Origin of the sequence: Streptomyces sp. S3(2020), from assembly GCF_013044505.1 — a bacterium.
GTDB lineage: Bacteria > Actinomycetota > Actinomycetes > Streptomycetales > Streptomycetaceae > Streptomyces.
Genome location: NZ_JABERD010000044.1, coordinates 1 through 14,992 on the forward strand (window position 1 = coordinate 1; position 14,992 = coordinate 14,992).

Annotated in this window: 13 protein-coding genes and 1 pseudogene; 10 read left to right on the forward strand and 4 right to left on the reverse strand. The window is 70.9% G+C overall.

The window, feature by feature from the left end; genetic code table 11:
• From HLK59_RS51045 to HLK59_RS16615, 3 genes and pseudogenes are all read left to right on the forward strand, one after another.
• Window positions 1–173 (forward strand): annotated as a pseudogene (locus tag HLK59_RS51045) (formyl-CoA transferase); the annotation flags it as partial.
• 99 nt (window positions 174–272) lie between these two features.
• Window positions 273–809, forward strand: a complete 537-nt coding sequence (locus tag HLK59_RS16610) for a carbonic anhydrase (RefSeq protein WP_171142204.1) — start codon at window positions 273–275, stop codon at window positions 807–809.
• A 29-nt stretch (window positions 810–838) separates the two neighbouring features.
• A complete protein-coding gene (locus tag HLK59_RS16615) occupies window positions 839–1,069 on the forward strand; it encodes a hypothetical protein (protein ID WP_171142205.1) in 231 nt (76 codons plus the stop codon).
• A 169-nt stretch (window positions 1,070–1,238) separates the two neighbouring features.
• Here the strand turns inward: HLK59_RS16615 and HLK59_RS16620 are convergent, their stop codons facing one another.
• A complete protein-coding gene (locus HLK59_RS16620) occupies window positions 1,239–1,931 on the reverse strand; it encodes a GntR family transcriptional regulator (RefSeq protein WP_171142206.1) in 693 nt (230 codons plus the stop codon).
• Between the two features lie 225 nt (window positions 1,932–2,156).
• On the opposite strand from HLK59_RS16620, the gene HLK59_RS16625 reads away from it, so the two are divergent.
• Complete coding sequence (locus HLK59_RS16625) at window positions 2,157–2,945, forward strand: acyl-CoA dehydrogenase family protein (protein ID WP_171142207.1); 789 nt, start codon at window positions 2,157–2,159, stop codon at window positions 2,943–2,945.
• A gap of 42 nt (window positions 2,946–2,987) precedes the next feature.
• Here HLK59_RS16625 and HLK59_RS16630 read toward each other — a convergent pair whose 3' ends face one another.
• Window positions 2,988–3,677, reverse strand: a complete 690-nt coding sequence (locus HLK59_RS16630; protein ID WP_171142208.1) for a GntR family transcriptional regulator — start codon at window positions 3,675–3,677, stop codon at window positions 2,988–2,990.
• 289 nt (window positions 3,678–3,966) lie between these two features.
• Here HLK59_RS16630 and HLK59_RS16635 point away from each other — a divergent pair, with 289 nt between their 5' ends.
• From HLK59_RS16635 to HLK59_RS16650, 4 genes are read left to right on the forward strand one after another with little or no spacing between them, the layout of a single operon-like run.
• Entirely contained in the window at window positions 3,967–4,440 is a 474-nt protein-coding gene (locus HLK59_RS16635) for an NAD(P)H-dependent oxidoreductase subunit E (RefSeq protein ID WP_171142209.1), read from the forward strand.
• A 2-nt stretch (window positions 4,441–4,442) separates the two neighbouring features.
• Complete coding sequence (locus HLK59_RS16640) at window positions 4,443–6,122, forward strand: NADH-quinone oxidoreductase subunit NuoF (protein WP_240982450.1); 1,680 nt, start codon at window positions 4,443–4,445, stop codon at window positions 6,120–6,122.
• Entirely contained in the window at window positions 6,119–8,935 is a 2,817-nt protein-coding gene (fdhF, locus tag HLK59_RS16645) for a formate dehydrogenase subunit alpha (protein ID WP_171142210.1), read from the forward strand. Before HLK59_RS16640 ends, fdhF begins: the two co-directional genes overlap by 4 nt.
• Before the next feature lies 1 nt (window position 8,936).
• Window positions 8,937–9,149, forward strand: a complete 213-nt coding sequence (locus HLK59_RS16650; protein ID WP_240982451.1) for a formate dehydrogenase subunit delta — start codon at window positions 8,937–8,939, stop codon at window positions 9,147–9,149.
• A 128-nt stretch (window positions 9,150–9,277) separates the two neighbouring features.
• Here the strand turns inward: HLK59_RS16650 and moaA are convergent, their stop codons facing one another.
• Window positions 9,278–10,267 carry a GTP 3',8-cyclase MoaA gene (gene moaA / locus HLK59_RS16655; protein ID WP_171142211.1) on the reverse strand — a complete coding sequence of 330 codons (990 nt, stop codon included), beginning with the start codon at window positions 10,265–10,267 and terminating at the stop codon, window positions 9,278–9,280.
• Window positions 10,268–10,358: 91 nt separating this feature from the next.
• On the opposite strand from moaA, the gene HLK59_RS16660 reads away from it, so the two are divergent.
• Window positions 10,359–11,291, forward strand: coding sequence for a LysR family transcriptional regulator (locus HLK59_RS16660; RefSeq protein WP_046256165.1), 933 nt, complete (start codon window positions 10,359–10,361; stop codon window positions 11,289–11,291).
• A 62-nt stretch (window positions 11,292–11,353) separates the two neighbouring features.
• Here the strand turns inward: HLK59_RS16660 and HLK59_RS16665 are convergent, their stop codons facing one another.
• Complete coding sequence (locus tag HLK59_RS16665) at window positions 11,354–12,934, reverse strand: FadD7 family fatty acid--CoA ligase (RefSeq protein ID WP_171142212.1); 1,581 nt, start codon at window positions 12,932–12,934, stop codon at window positions 11,354–11,356.
• A 257-nt stretch (window positions 12,935–13,191) separates the two neighbouring features.
• On the opposite strand from HLK59_RS16665, the gene oxc reads away from it, so the two are divergent.
• Window positions 13,192–14,940: an oxalyl-CoA decarboxylase gene (oxc, locus tag HLK59_RS16670; RefSeq protein WP_171142213.1), complete on the forward strand. Its 1,749-nt coding sequence runs from the start codon at window positions 13,192–13,194 to the stop codon at window positions 14,938–14,940.
• Window positions 14,941–14,992 lie beyond the last annotated feature (52 nt).

Consider the following 14,992-nt stretch of genomic DNA (forward strand, 5'->3'; position numbering starts at 1 on the left):
ATCCCGAACGCGGCCGCTTCACCACCGTCGGCAATCCCCTCAAACTCTCCGACTCCCCCACCCACATCACCACCCCGCCCCTGCTGGGCCAGCACACCGAAGAAATCCTCATCGGCGAACTCGGCCTCGAAGAGGCGGAGTTGCCGCTCCTCAAGGCACAGGGCGTGATCTGAGCGACGGCGGCCCGCGCCGCTTCCACTCCGTCCCGGGCGAGCCACGACCGCTCCCCGGGACGGTTTCCGTGAGTACCCGAACCGGAGAGGTAGCCCAGCATGTCGACCCACGCATCCCGTACCGCCCCGCCCGCCGGCGACACCGTCATCGACCGGCTCGTGGAGTCCAACCGCACCTACGCCGCAGGGTTCACGGACCCGGGCATGGGTGCCCGTCCGGTCCTGCGCGTGGCCGTCGTGGCCTGCATGGACGCCCGTATCGATCTGCATGCCGCGCTCGGCCTGCAACTCGGCGACTGCCACACCGTCCGCAACGCCGGCGGTGTGGTCACCGACGACACCATCCGCTCCCTGACGATCAGTCAGCGGGCCCTGGGCACCCGGAGCGTCGTCCTCATCCACCACACCGGCTGCGGTCTCCAGACGCTGACCGAGGAGTTCCGGCACGAGCTGGAGATGGAGGTGGGGCAGCGGCCGGCGTGGGCGGTGGAGGCCTTCCGGGACGTCGACCAGGACGTACGGCAGTCCATGCGGCGGGTGCGCACCTCGCCGTTCCTGCCGCACACCGACGACGTGCGCGGCTTCGTCTTCGACGTGACGTCGGGGCTGCTGCGGGAGATAGACCCGGGGGCCTGAGCCGGGCCAGGCCGTGGGAGCATCTCGGCATGCGTCTGACAGCTGACGGGGCCACGCCGATCCCGCGGTCGGTACTGGTGACGGAACTCGAGACCGACGACGGCCACGCCTTCGAACTGTCGCGCCCGCTCTTCCTGACCGCCGGCGACCGCATCGCGTTCGAGGGCGACGGCCTCGTCGTCGTGCGGCCCTGCGGAGAGCGGCTGATGGTGGACGGCAGCTGGTCCACCCGGTGCCGACCGGGCGCCGGACGGGGTTAGGGCGCTTCGGATGGCTCTTGGTCGGCCTCCGGTCAACCGGTCCGCCCGACGCGGGGCACGTCGTGAGGCACCGGCCGCCGCTCCGGGCTCACCCGTTCCAGCCCCGGGGCGGCTTCGAGATTCGCCAGAAGCGCCCTAGGGGTGTCCGGCGGGGAGCCCGCCGTCGTCGTCACATGTTCCCGTCGGCCATCGCGGCGATCTGACGGCAGTAGAAGTCGGTCGTGTTCGCGGTGTGCCGGCGCATGAGCTCTTCGGCGCCGTCGGGGTCGCCGACGGCGATGGCCTCGATGATCAGGGCGTGCTCGCTCCAGGCGTCCGTGCCGCGGGGCTTGGCGATGGGCATGTAGTACCAGCGCACACGCCGGTCCACCTGGGGGATGAGCTCGGCGAGGACCGCGTTGCGCGAGAGGTGGGTGATGTGGGTGTGGAGGGCGGCGTTCGCCTCCACGATGGCCCGGGCGTCGCCCGCCGCGAGCGCGGTGAGGCCGGTCTGCTGGAGTTCCCACAGCCGGGCGACGTCGGCGGGGGTGGCGTGCCGGGCGGCGCCGTGGGCGGAGTGGGTCTCCAGGACGGCCCGGACGCTGAGGAGTTGGGCGCACTCCTCGGCGGTGGGGGAGTGGACGAAGGCGCCCTGTGAGGGACGCAGGTCGACCCAGCCGGCGGTGTGGAGTCGCTGGAGCGCCTCGCGGATGGGCTGGCGGCTGACGCCGAGGTGCTCGGCGAGGTCGGCCTCGACGAGGTGCTGACCGGGTTTGAGCGTGCCGTTGATGATCAGCTCGGTCAGGGCGTCGTAGACCGCCTGACGCAGCGGGGCGGGCCGGGTGATCGGGCCGCGGGCTGCCACGGTGGGTGTGTTGGGCATGGACCCTCTCCCTCGTTCGACTGCGGACGGTGAACAGTGAACCGCGCCTACGGGATACTGAGTTTAGTATGCAATAGCCATTCTCGTGTGGCCCATGTTGCGGACTCCCTGGAAATTGGCGCGGCTCGCCTCTGGCGTCGACCGGCTGAGGGATGCAGAATACTGTATGCAATCATCGTCGCCGCCTGACAGCGGACCGGACACCGCTCCCGAGGGGGTCACTCCGTGTCGTACCGCACCGCGCTCACAGAAGTCCTCACCCGTGCCGTCGCACCCTGCGCCGAACTGACCGGCGCGGAAGGCAGGTTCCCCCGTGGTGCCGTGACGGCCCTGGGGGCCACCGGACTCCTGGGACTCACCGTCGCCACCGAGTTCGGCGGCGCAGGGCTCGGGCTGCCGGAAGCCGCCGATGTGGTGGCCCGGACCGCGCGCGTCTGCCCGGCCACGGCGGCCGTGCTCCAGGCCCACTACACGGCGGTCGCCGTCATCGAGTCGTACGGCAGTCCCTGGGTGCGCGGGGAGATCGCCGCCGGACGCCACCTCAGCAGCCTTGCCCTCGCCGAGGACGGCGCGGGTGGGTACGGGGAGGAGGCTCAACTCCTCACGCCGCAGTGCACCGCGGCCCGTTCCGGTGGCGTGGTCGCGCTGCGTGGGCGCAAACGCCAGGTGGTCGCGGCGGGGGAGGCCGACAGCTACGTCTGGTCCTCCCGTCCGCTCGGCGTACCGGACGGCCTGAGTCTCTGGGGGGTCCCGGCACACGCCCCGGACCTGTTCGTCCCGGCCCGGCCGGACGCCTCGGGCACGTCCGGCAGCGCGACCTCCACGGTGCTCGCCGATCCGGTGCTGGTGCCCGTCGAGGCGATGCTCGGCGAGGACGGCGGCGGGCTCGACATCGTGCTGCGCACGGTCCTGCCCTGGATGCTGGAGCTGCGGGCCGCCGCCGGCGCGGAGGGGACGCACCTCGCGGCCGCCGGCATGGTGCGCCGGCCTGCCGACTCCCTCGCGCCGTCCTGAACTCCCGCCCAGGAGTGGCCCGTTCGGAGCCGGCCTGTTCGGTCAGTCCTGGTTCGAGCCGGACGCGATCTGCTTGCGGTAGAAGTCGGTCGTGCGCTCGGTGTGCTTGCGCATCACCTCGCCCGCGCGGTCCGCGTCGCCCTTGGCGATGGCCTTGATGAGCTGGGTGTGCTCGTTCCAGGCCTCCTTGCCACGGGGCTTGGCGATGGGGGTGTAGTACCAGCGCACTTTCTGGCCCACCTGGGCGAGGAGTTCGGCGAGAACGTCGTTGGCGGCCACGGAGGTGACGAAGGCGTGCAGGGCGGTGTTGGCCGCGACGAGGCGTTCGACGTCGCCCTCGGCGAGTGCGTCGACGCCTTCCTGCTGGAGCTCACCGAGACGCTCGATGTCCTCGGGCCGCGCGTTCTGTGCGGCGAGCTGGGCCGAGTAGGTCTCCAGCACCGAGCGGACACCGAGGAGTTGGGCGGCCTCCTCCTCGGTGGGGGAGTGCACGAAGGCGCCCTGGGCGGGCCGCAGGTCGACCCAGCCGGCGGTCTGGAGCCGCTGGAGGGCCTCGCGGACCGGCTGGCGGCTGACGCCGAGGTGCTCGGCGAGCTCGGCCTCGACCAGGTGCTGGCCGGGCTTGAGGGAGCCGTTGATGATCAGCTCGGTCAGGGCGTCGTACACGGCCTGGCGCAGTGGTGCCGGGCGGGCGACGCGCCGGGACGCTGCGGCCGTGAGTGCCTCGCGCATGGTTGTCCCGTTCTGCCGCCGGGCCGACGGCTTTGCCAAGTGGTGGCCGCCGAGGGGTTGCCGACGACGGCTTCAGCATACAGGTTTTGGTATGCAACATGGCGTCGGCTGTCGGCTGTCGGCCGTTGGCTGCGAGGCCGGGCTCGACCGAAGCTCCGGACTTCCTCAGGGGCCGGAATCGGTGCAGGCTTCTTACGACTGTCGTCTGTATACAGAAGCCTGTATGGGGTATTGTCTCAGTCTCCTGCAACCCTCGCCGGGGACCCGTGTGACGGAAGGCGAAGCGATCATGACGACCAGCGGGAGCGATGTGACGGTCGAGAGCGTGGTCCGGAGGGTGGTGGCCGACCACCGGGGTCAGCGCGGCGCGCTGCTGCCCGTACTGCACGCCGTACAGGCCGAGTTGGGCCATGTACCGCAGGAAGCGGTCCCGGTGCTCGCCGACGAGCTCAACCTCTCCCGGGCGGACGTCCACGGAGTGGTGACCTTCTACCATGACTTCCGACGTGAGCCCGCGGGCCGCACCACGGTCCGCATCTGCCGCGCCGAGGCCTGCCAGGCACTGGGCGCCGACCGCCTGGTGAGCTACACGCGCGAAGCCGGACTCACCCTGGGCGAGACGACACCCGACGGTTCCGTGACCGTCGAGCAGGTCTTCTGCCTGGGCAACTGCGCGCTGGGGCCGACGGTGGAGGCGAACGGACGGCTGTACGGACGAGTGGGCCCGGCCCGACTGGGCTCGATCCTCAACGGGACGGTCTGATCATGAAGAACTCTTCCCCGGCAGGCACCCCAGCGGGCACCCCGGCAGGCACTCCGGCGGACATCCAGGCCGGCGCCCCGTCGCACTCCGCGGTCACGGTCTACGTCCCCCGCGACGCGGCGGCCAGGTCCGTCGGCGCCGACGAGGTCGCCGGCGCCCTCCAACGCGCCGCCACCCGCGGCGACTTCGCCATCGACGTCGTCCGCAACGGCTCGCGCGGCATGCTCTGGCTGGAACCGATGGTCGAGGTCGTGACCCCGCAGGGCCGCGTCGGCTACGGCCCGGTGACCCCCGAGGACGTCGACGGACTCCTGGCCGCCGGGCTGCTCGACGGCGCGGACCACCCGCTGCGGCTCGGCCTCGTCGACGAACTGCCCTGGCTGGCCCGCCAGAACCGTGTCACCTTCGCCAGAGTCGGCGTCATCGACCCCCTCTCACCGCGGGACTACGTCGAGCACGGCGGCCTCGCCGGACTGCGCGCCGCCCTCGAACTCGCCCCCGCGGACGTGGTCGCCGAGGTCACCGAGTCCGGACTGCGCGGACGTGGCGGCGCCGGATTCCCGGCCGGCATCAAGTGGAAGACCGTCCTGGACTGCGCCGACGAGCTCAAGTTCGTCTGCTGCAACGCCGACGAGGGCGACAGCGGGACCTTCGCCGACCGCATGGTCATGGAGGGCGACCCGTTCCTGCTCATCGAGGGCATGACCATCGCCGCGCACGCGGTCGGCGCGAGCGAGGGCTACATCTACCTGCGCTCCGAGTACCCGGACGCCATCGCCACGATGCGCGAGGCGATCGAGCTCGCCCGCGAACAGGGCTGGTTGGGCAAGGGAATCCTCGGCTCCGCGCTCGACTTCGACCTGCACGTACGGGTCGGGGCGGGCGCGTACATCTGCGGCGAGGAGACCTCCATGCTGGAGAGCCTGGAGGGCAAGCGCGGCATGGTCCGCGCGAAACCACCGATCCCGGCCATCGAGGGCCTGTTCGGCAGACCGACCGTGGTGAACAACGTGCTCACCCTCACCACCGTCCCCACGGTCCTCGCCAACGGCGCCAAGGCGTACCAGGACCTCGGCGTCGGCCGCTCCCGCGGCACCCAGGTCTTCCAGCTCGGCGGCAACATCGCCCGCGGCGGCATCGTGGAGACCGCCTTCGGTATCACGCTGCGCGAGTTGATCGAGGAGTACGGCGGCGGCACCCACACGGGCCGCCCGGTCCGAACCGTGCAGGTGGGCGGGCCGCTCGGGGCGTATCTGCCGGATTCGCTGTTCGATCTGCCGATGGACTACGAGGCGTTCGCCGAGGCCGGTGCGATGCTCGGGCACGGCGGGATCGTGGTCTTCGACGACACCGTCGACATGGCGGCCCAGGCCCGCTTTGCGATGGAGTTCTGCGCCGAGGAGTCCTGCGGCAAGTGCACCCCGTGCAGGGTCGGTTCGGTCCGTGGCGTCGAGGTGATCGACAAGATCGTCGCCGGTACGCACCGGGACGAGAACCTGGCCCTGCTGGAAGACCTCTGCGACCTGATGACCGACGGCTCGCTGTGCGCGATGGGCGGACTGACCCCGATGCCCGTGCGCAGCGCCCTCACCCACTTCCCCGACGACTTCCACGGTGGCCGTCGACTCCTGGACATCCAACCCGTGAACGCGACCGGCGTGAGGACGGAGGGGACGGCATGAGCCTTCTCAAGGAACCCGACTACGGAACCCCGGAACAGCCCGGGCCGGCAACGGTGTCGGTGGAGATCGACGGCTTGCCGGTGCATGTCCCCGAGGGCACCTCGGTGATGCGGGCCGCGGCACAGGCCGGCGTCGAGATACCCAAGTTGTGTGCCACCGACAGCCTGGAGGCGTTCGGCTCCTGCCGTCTGTGCGTGGTGGAGATCGACGGCCGCCGCGGCACCCCGGCGTCCTGCACCACCCCGTGCTCCGACGGGATGAAGGTGAGCACCCAGACACCGAAGGTGGAGAAGCTCCGCCAGGGCGTCATGGAGCTCTACATCTCCGACCACCCGCTGGACTGCCTCACCTGCCCGGCCAACGGCGACTGCGAACTCCAGGACATGGCAGGCGTGGTGGGGCTGCGGCAGGTCCGCTACGGCTACGAGGGCGAGAACCACCTCGACGCCGAGAAGGACACGTCCAACCCCTACTTCGACTTCGATCCGTCCAAGTGCATCGCCTGCTCCCGCTGTGTCCGTGCCTGCGGCGAGGTCCAGGGCACCTTCGCGCTCACCATCGAGGGCCGCGGCTTCGACTCGAAGGTCTCGCCCGGCGCCGGTGAGTCGTTCATGGACTCCGAGTGCGTCTCCTGCGGCGCCTGCGTCCAGGCCTGCCCGACCTCGACGCTCCAGGAGCGCTCCGTCGTCGAACTCGGCATGCCCACCAGGTCCGTTGTGACGACCTGCGCGTACTGCGGTGTCGGCTGCTCCTTCAAGGCCGAGCTGCGCGGCGACGAACTCGTGCGCATGGTCCCGTACAAGGACGGCGGCGCGAACGAGGGCCACTCCTGTGTGAAGGGCCGCTTCGCCTTCGGCTACGCCACGCACCCCGACCGGCAGCTCAAGCCCATGGTCCGCGAAAGGATCACCGATCCCTGGCGCGAGGTCGAGTGGGACGAGGCGATCGGCACCGTCGCCCGGCGGATGCGTGAACTCCAGGACCGGTACGGCACGAGCTCCGTCGGCGCCATCACCTCCTCGCGCTGCACCAACGAAGAGGTGTACGTCGTACAGAAGATGGTCCGCGCGGCCTTCGGAAACAACAACGTCGACACCTGCGCCCGCGTCTGCCACTCCCCGACGGGCTACGGCCTCAAGCAGACCTTCGGCGAGTCCGCGGGCACCCAGGACTTCCGCTCGGTCGCCGAGGCCGACGTCATCATGGTGATCGGCGCCAACCCCACCGACGGGCACCCGGTGTTCGCCTCCCGGATGAAGCGCCGGCTGCGTGAGGGTGCCGAGCTCATCGTCGTCGACCCGCGCCGCATCGACCTCGTGCGCTCCCCGCACATCGAGGCCCGCCACCACCTCCAACTGCGGCCCAGCACCAACGTCGCCGTCGTCAACGCCATGGCCCACGTGGTCGTCACCGAGGACCTGGTCGACCGCTCCTTCGTGGACGCCAGGTGCGAAGGCTTCGACGACTGGGCGGAGTTCGTCGGCCGACCGGAGAACAGCCCGGAGGCGGTGGAGGCCATCACCGGCGTCCCCGCCGCCGAACTCCGCGCCGCCGCGAGGCTGTACGCACAGGCCCCCAACGGAGCCATCTACTACGGTCTCGGCGTCACCGAGCACAGTCAGGGCTCCACCATGGTCATGGGTATGGCCAACCTGGCGATGGCGTGCGGCAACATCGGCCGCGACGGCGTGGGCGTGAACCCGCTGCGGGGGCAGAACAACGTCCAAGGCTCCTGCGACATGGGCTCGTTCCCGCACGAACTGCCCGGCTACCGGCACGTCTCCGACGACGCGGTACGCACCGTCTTCGAGAACCTGTGGGGCGGAACTATCCTCGCGGAGCCGGGACTTCGTATCCCCAACATGTTCGACGCGGCCATCGACGGCACCTTCCGCGGTCTCTTCGTCCACGGCGAGGACATCGCCCAGTCCGACCCCAACCTCCAGCACGTCACCGCCGCCCTCGAAGCCATGGAACTCGTCGTCGTACAGGACCTGTTCCTCAACGAGACGGCCAAGTTCGCCCACGTCTTCCTGCCCGGGGCGTCGTTCCTGGAGAAGGACGGCACCTTCACCAACGCCGAACGCCGCATCAACCGCGTCCGCGCGGTCATGAAGCCCAAGACGGGCAAGCACGAGTGGCAGATCGTCAGCGAGATCGCCACCGCCATGGGCTATCCGATGGCGTACGACCATCCGAGCCGGATCATGGACGAGATCGCCTCGGTCACCCCGACGTTCACCGGTGTCTCCTTCGACCTCCTCGACAAACTCGGCAGCGTCCAGTGGCCGTGCAACGAGGCGGCACCGGAGGGGACACCCACCATGCACGTGGACGAATTCGTTCGCGGCAAGGGCAAGTTCGTGGTCACCTCCTACGTCCCGACCAACGAGCGCAGCACCCGGCGCTTCCCGCTGGTCCTCACCACCGGACGGATCCTCAGCCAGTACAACGTCGGCGCGCAGACCCGGCGTACCGGCAATGTCGCCTGGCACCCCGAGGACATCCTGGAACTGCATCCCCACGACGCCGAGGTCCGTGGGATCGAGGACGGCGACATGGTCACGCTGGCCAGCCGCGTCGGGCAGACGACCCTGCGTGCGGAGATCTCCGACCGGATGCCGACCGGGGTCGTCTACACGACCTTCCACCACCCCGTGACCGGGGCCAATGTGGTGACCACGGAGAACTCCGACTGGGCCACCAACTGCCCCGAGTACAAGGTGACCGCCGTCCAGGTCGGGCTCGCCCGCCCGGACCGGGCCGGTGACGCCGAAGTCGCCGAGAACGACCTCGTGACGGTGGTGGACTGAGATGACCGCCACCGTGCCGTCCGAGCTCAGGATGGCGAACGACATCGCCCGCAACCTCGCCCACCTGCCGGGGGAGCGGGCCGCCGAGGAGATCGCGGGGCACATCGGCAGGTTCTGGGACCCGCGGATGCGCACCAGGCTGTACGACTTCGTGGACGCCGGCGCGGACGGCCTCGACCCCCTGGTGGTGGCCGCGGTCAAGCTCCTGCGCTGAACAGGCCGCGTCTGCGGCCGCTGTAGGGACGTACAGCGGCCGCAGACGCTTCTTACGTGGACGCTTCTTACGTCGACGGTTCTTGCGCAGGCGCTTCCTGCGCGCGCGGTCGGTGCGGGTTCGTCACGTCAGCCCCCGATCGCGGACATCGGCCGTTCGGGCTGGACGAAGGACGCCTCGTCGAGCCCGGCGGCCGCCTTCTTGCCCCACATCGCGGTGCGCCAGAGTCCGGCGATCGCCTCGTCCGGGGCGCCGGAGCGCAGGGCCGTGCGCAGGTCGGACTCCTCGCGGGCGAACAGACAGTCGCGGACCTGTCCGTCGGCGGTGAGCCGGGTGCGGTCGCAGGCGCGGCAGAACGGCCGGGTGACCGAGGCGATCACCCCGACCCGAGCGGGTCCGCCGTCGACGAGCCAGCGTTCGGCGGGCGCGGAGCCGCGCACCGAGGAGGGCTCGGGGGAGAGGGCGAAACGGGCCCGGAGCCGTTCGAGGATCTCCTCGGCCGTCACCATGTCGGCGCGCTGCCAGCCGTGTTGGGCGTCCAGCGGCATCTGCTCGATGAAGCGGAGTTCGTAGCCGTGGTCCAGGGCCCAGGCGAGCAGGTCGGGGGCCTCGTCGTCGTTGACGCCGCGCATCAGCACCGAGTTGACCTTGACGGGGAGGAGCCCGGCGGCGCGGGCCGCGTCGAGGCCGGCGAGCACGTCGTGGTGCCGGTCGCGGCGGGTCAGGGTGCGGAAGACCTCGGGGCGCAGGGTGTCGAGCGAGACATTGACCCGGTCGAGCCCGGCCGCGCGCAGCGCTTCGGCGGTACGGGCCAGTCCGATGCCGTTGGTGGTGAGCGAGAGCCTGGGGCGCGGGGCGAGGGCGGCACAGCGCTCGACGATGCCCACCAGGCCGGGGCGCAGCAGCGGCTCGCCCCCGGTGAAGCGCACCTCGGTGACGCCCAGTTCGGTGACCGCGACGGAGACCAGCCGGACGACCTCCTCGTCGGTGAGCAGCTCCGGCTTGGGCAGCCACCGTAGGCCTTCTTCCGGCATACAGTACGTGCACCGGAGATTGCACCGGTCGGTCAGTGAGACCCGCAGATCGCGGGCGATCCGGCCATGGGTGTCGATCAGCACGACTTCCTCCCCTGTACATATCCCAAATACTGCATACAGTATGGAGCTAGGTGGGGCGGCCCGGGCGACCTCGGGCAGAGAGGAGCCGTTCATGCTGTTCCGGCAGCTTGAGTACTTCGTGGCGGTGGCGCGGGAACGCCACTTCGCCCGGGCGGCGGAAGCCTGCTACGTCTCCCAGCCCGCGCTCTCGGCGGCGATAGCCAAGCTGGAGCGGGAGCTGAACGTCACGCTCATCAACCGCGGGCACAACTACCAGGGCCTCACCCCCGAGGGCGAGCGGCTCGTCGTATGGGCCAAACGGATCCTCGCCGAACAGGACGCGTTCAAGGCGGAGGTGGCCGCCGTGCAGTCCGGCATCACGGGCACGCTGCGGCTCGGCACGGACCCCACGGCGTCCACGACCCTCGCGCTGCCCGTGGCCGCGTTCTGCGCCGCCCACCCGCTCGCCAAGGTGCAGGTGCGGTCCCGGCTGTCGACGAAGGAACTCCACCGCCAGCTGCGCGACTACGAACTCGACGTGGCGATCGCCCACTTCGACCCCGGCGACCAGGAGGGCCTCCAGGTCGTACCCCTCTACCAGGAGCGCTACATGCTGCTGGTGTCGGACGACCATCTGGTGGCGCAGTCCTCGACCGTGACCTGGGCGGACGCGGCCCAGTTGCCGCTCGCGCTGCTGACGCCCGACATGCGGATCCGGCAGATCGTGGACACCGTGTTCGCGGAGAAGGGGTTCGTGGTCACCCCGCAGGTCGAGACGGACTCCATCGCCTCCCTCTACGCGCATGTCGGCGGCGGCGAGTGGGCCAGCATCGTGCCGCACACCTGGCTGCGCGCGATGCCCGTCATCGGCCGGACCAGAGCGCTGCCCCTGGTCGACCCGGAGGCCGGCGCGCAGGTGTCGGTGGCGATCCACGCCGCGACCCCCGGCTCGGTCGCCGCCCGGGCCTTCGTCAACGCGGCGACCGGCCTGTCCCTGGACGACTTCTTCGCCCGCCCACTGCCGAGCGAGCACCGCGTGCGCTGAGCCCACCTCGATGTCGTCGCGCGCGTGCGCCGATCCCGCCGTCCACGCGCGCCGGTCCTCTGTCAGGGCGCGTATCGTGCCTGCACCGCCTTCCGGTCGAGCCCGCCCTTCGCGGTGTACGGCAGTGCGGCGACCAGCGACAGCCGGTCCGGCACCTCGAACGCGGCCAGCCGGTCACGGCAGTACCGCAGGATCTCCTCGCGCTCCACGCTCTCGCCCGCGCGCACCACCACGGCGGCGCCCACCCGCTGCCCGTACACCGTGTCGGGCACGGCGAACACGGCGGCCTCGGCGACCCCCGGACACCCGGCGAGGACGTCCTCGACATGCTCGGGCGAGATCTTCTCACCGCCGCGGTTGATGAGGTTCTTGATACGCCCGGTCAGCGACAGGTACCCGTCCGCGTCCAGGGTGCCCAGATCGCCGGTGCGCAGCCAGCCGTCCACGAAGGTGTAAGCCGTCTCCTCCCGGTCGCCGAGATAGCCGCGCGCGACGGTGGGACCGTGCACCCACAACTCGCCCTCCACGCCCACCGGACAGGCCCGCCCGCCGCGGTCGAGCACCCGCACCTCGACACCGGTCGGCCGGCCCACCGAACCGTGCTTGAGCGCGCCCCGTCCCGGCAGCGGCTCACTGGTCGCCTGGTGCGAGGACTCCGTCATCCCGTACGCGGACAGCAGCGGCGCCCCGAACGTGCGCTCCAGCGCCCGCTGTGTGGCCGGGTTGAGGGGAGCGCTGCCGCTGCGTACGAACTTCAGGACCGGCGCGCGCGGGCCCGGGTACTCCCGTTCCGACCGCTCCAGGAGGATCTCGTGGATGGCCGGGGCCGCGGTGAACCAGGTGGCGCCCACGGCACGCATGTCGTCCCAGAACGTGCCCGCCGCGAACCGGCCCCGCTCGGGCAGCAGTACACAGCCCCCGCTGGCGAGGGAGGCCAGCAGCGCCGCGAACAGCCCGTGCCCGTGGAAGAACGGCATCACCGCGACCGTGGCGTCGTCGGGCCCCAACTCGTAGGTGGCGCACAGGGAGTGGACGGACGCGGCCACGTTGGCGTGGCTGAGCGGGACCATCTTCGCCCGGTCGCTGGTACCGGCGGTGAAGAGCACGAGCGCGTCACGCGCCGACAACTCACGGGCCGAACCGCCGACGTGGGGCGCGGCGCACACGCCGGGTTGGAACGCGACGGCCGCCGTCCCCGCGCGGGAGGCCTCCACGCGCAGCGGCCAGGCCGGGACCGGCAGCGGGGCGCCTGTCGCGGCAGGCCCCAGCAGCACGGCCCGCGCCCCCAACGCCTCGATCCGCGCGCAGAGTTGTGACGCGGGCAGCGCCGGGTCCAGCGGGGCCACCACCAGGCCGGCCCGCGCCGCTCCGAGGAGCGCGACGACGAACTCCGCCGTGTTGGCGCAGATGAGGCCGATCGCGTCACCGCGGCGCAGCCCCGTGCCGCCGAGCCGGGCCGCCACGCCGTCCGCCAGGGCCGCGAGACCCCGGTAGGACAGGTGCACCCGCTCCCCGGTGACGACCAGGGCCCGGGCGTACGGGCGTTCACGCACCTGCGCGTCGAGGAGATCGACGAGGTCCGTGACCTTCGGAGGCCGGTACAGGTTCGCGTCGCGCACGGATGCCGCGGCCGCAGCGGCCATGACCCCACCCCCTCGCGCCCAGGTCCGATGCATCAGTCCTCTGCGAGCCTGCGGTGACCTGCGACGCACGTCCAATACCTACTGCCGAACGGCTGATAGCAGGCGTCTATCAAGGGAGTTGCGAGGGCCTCCGGCAGCCGTCGATAGATGTTGCTTATCGGCTGGTCGCCGATGGGTCTTGGACGCGGGCGGACGCGCTGCGGATGGTGAGAGCAGTAGCCGCTCCGGCAGGACCTGCCCAAGGAGGACCTCGGACCATGACCGCCCCCTCGCCACTGGAGACCGCGGCAGCAGCCGACGTTCCGACCGAGCTCACCGACGGGTACCACCTGGTCGTCGACGCGCTCAAGATGAACGACGTCGACACCATCTACGGCGTGGTCGGCATCCCGATCACCGACCTGGCCCGCCTCGCCCAGGCCCAGGGCATCCGCTACATCGGCTTCCGTCACGAGAGCAACGCCGGACACGCGGCGGCCATCGCCGGCTACCTCAACAAGAAGCCCGGCGTCGCCCTCACGGTGTCGGCCCCCGGCTTCCTCAACGGCCTGGTCGCGCTGGCGAACGCGACCACCAACTGCTTCCCCATGGTCCAGATCTCCGGCTCCAGCGAGCGCCACCTCGTCGACCTCAAACAGGGCGACTACGAGGAGATGGACCAACTCGCCGCCGCCCAGCCCTTCGTGAAGGCCGCCTACCGGGTCAGCCGCGTGGAGGACATCGGCCGCGGCATCGCCCGCGCGCTGCGCACCGCGATCTCCGGGCGCCCCGGCGGTGTCTATCTCGACATCCCCGCCGCGGTGCTCGGTGCCATCCTCCCCAAGGCCGAGGGCGACCGCACGCTGAGCCGCCTCGTCGACCCCGCCCCGCGCCAGCTGCCCGCGCCGGAGGCCGTGGACCGCGCGATCGAGCTGCTGGCCTCCGCCGAGCGCCCGCTGGTGGTGCTCGGCAAGGGCGCCGCGTACGCCCAGGCGGACGCCAAGGTACGGGAGTTCATCGAGTCGACCGGTATCCCCTACGTACCGATGTCGATGGCGAAGGGCCTGCTGCCCGACGACCACCCGCAGTCCGCGGCCACCGCCCGCTCGCTGGCGCTGAAGAAGGCCGACGTGGTGATGCTGATCGGAGCACGCCTCAACTGGCTTCTCGGGCACGGGCAGACGGGCTGGAACCCCGACGCCAAGTTCGTCCAGATCGACATCGACCCCAAGGAGATGGACAGCAACCAGCCCATCTCCGCCCCCCTCGTCGGCGACATCGAGTCGGTCCTCGACGCCCTCGCCGAACGCACCAAGCCCGGCCAGATCCAGGCCCCTTCGGCCTGGCGCGAGGAACTGGGGGAGCGCTCGGCGCAGAACGTCGCCAAGATGGCCAAGCGCCTGGAGGCCGACCCGCACCCCATGCAGTTCATGGGCGCCCTCAAGGCCGTACGCGACGTCGTGCACGCGCACCCGGAGACGTACATCGTCAACGAGGGCGCCAACGCCCTCGACATCGCGCGCAACGTCATCGACATGCACGTCCCGCGCCACCGCCTCGACAGCGGCACCTGGGGCGTCATGGGCATCGGCATGGGCTACGCCATCGCCGCCGCCGTCGAGAGCGGCGCGCCGGTCGTCGCCATCGAGGGCGACAGCGCCTTCGGGTTCAGCGGCATCGAGATCGAGACGATCTGCCGCTACCAACTGCCCGTCGTCACCGTGATCATGAACAACGGCGGTGTCTACCGGGGCGACGACGTCAACCCGTACGACGACGAACCCTCGCCCACCACCCTCATGTCGGCGGCCCGCCACGACCTGCTCATCGAGTCGTTCGGCGGCAAGGGCTACCGCGCCACCACCCCCGCCGAGGTCACCGCCGCCCTCACCGAGGCCCTCGCCTCCGGTCGCCCGGCGCTCATCGACTGCGTGATCGACCCGTCGGCCGGCACCGAGAGCGGCCACATCTCGCACCTCAACCCCAAGGGCATCACGGTCGGCAACATCACGCCGGCCAAGAAGTGACCGCGCCCTGCCCTCCGAGCTCCTCGAACTCCCGCTCCGTACGCGTACGTTC

Coding starts and splice junctions, on each gene's coding strand:
- HLK59_RS16610 (WP_171142204.1), top strand. CDS start 273: ATGTCGACCCACGCATCCCGTACCGCCCCGCCCGCCGGCGACACCGTC.
- HLK59_RS16615 (WP_171142205.1), top strand. CDS start 839: ATGCGTCTGACAGCTGACGGGGCCACGCCGATCCCGCGGTCGGTACTG.
- HLK59_RS16620 (WP_171142206.1), bottom strand. CDS start 1,931: ATGCCCAACACACCCACCGTGGCAGCCCGCGGCCCGATCACCCGGCCC.
- HLK59_RS16630 (WP_171142208.1), bottom strand. CDS start 3,677: ATGCGCGAGGCACTCACGGCCGCAGCGTCCCGGCGCGTCGCCCGCCCG.
- HLK59_RS16635 (WP_171142209.1), top strand. CDS start 3,967: ATGACGACCAGCGGGAGCGATGTGACGGTCGAGAGCGTGGTCCGGAGG.
- HLK59_RS16640 (WP_240982450.1), top strand. CDS start 4,443: ATGAAGAACTCTTCCCCGGCAGGCACCCCAGCGGGCACCCCGGCAGGC.
- fdhF (WP_171142210.1), top strand. CDS start 6,119: ATGAGCCTTCTCAAGGAACCCGACTACGGAACCCCGGAACAGCCCGGG.
- HLK59_RS16650 (WP_240982451.1), top strand. CDS start 8,937: ATGACCGCCACCGTGCCGTCCGAGCTCAGGATGGCGAACGACATCGCC.
- HLK59_RS16660 (WP_046256165.1), top strand. CDS start 10,359: ATGCTGTTCCGGCAGCTTGAGTACTTCGTGGCGGTGGCGCGGGAACGC.
- HLK59_RS16665 (WP_171142212.1), bottom strand. CDS start 12,934: ATGGCCGCTGCGGCCGCGGCATCCGTGCGCGACGCGAACCTGTACCGG.
- oxc (WP_171142213.1), top strand. CDS start 13,192: ATGACCGCCCCCTCGCCACTGGAGACCGCGGCAGCAGCCGACGTTCCG.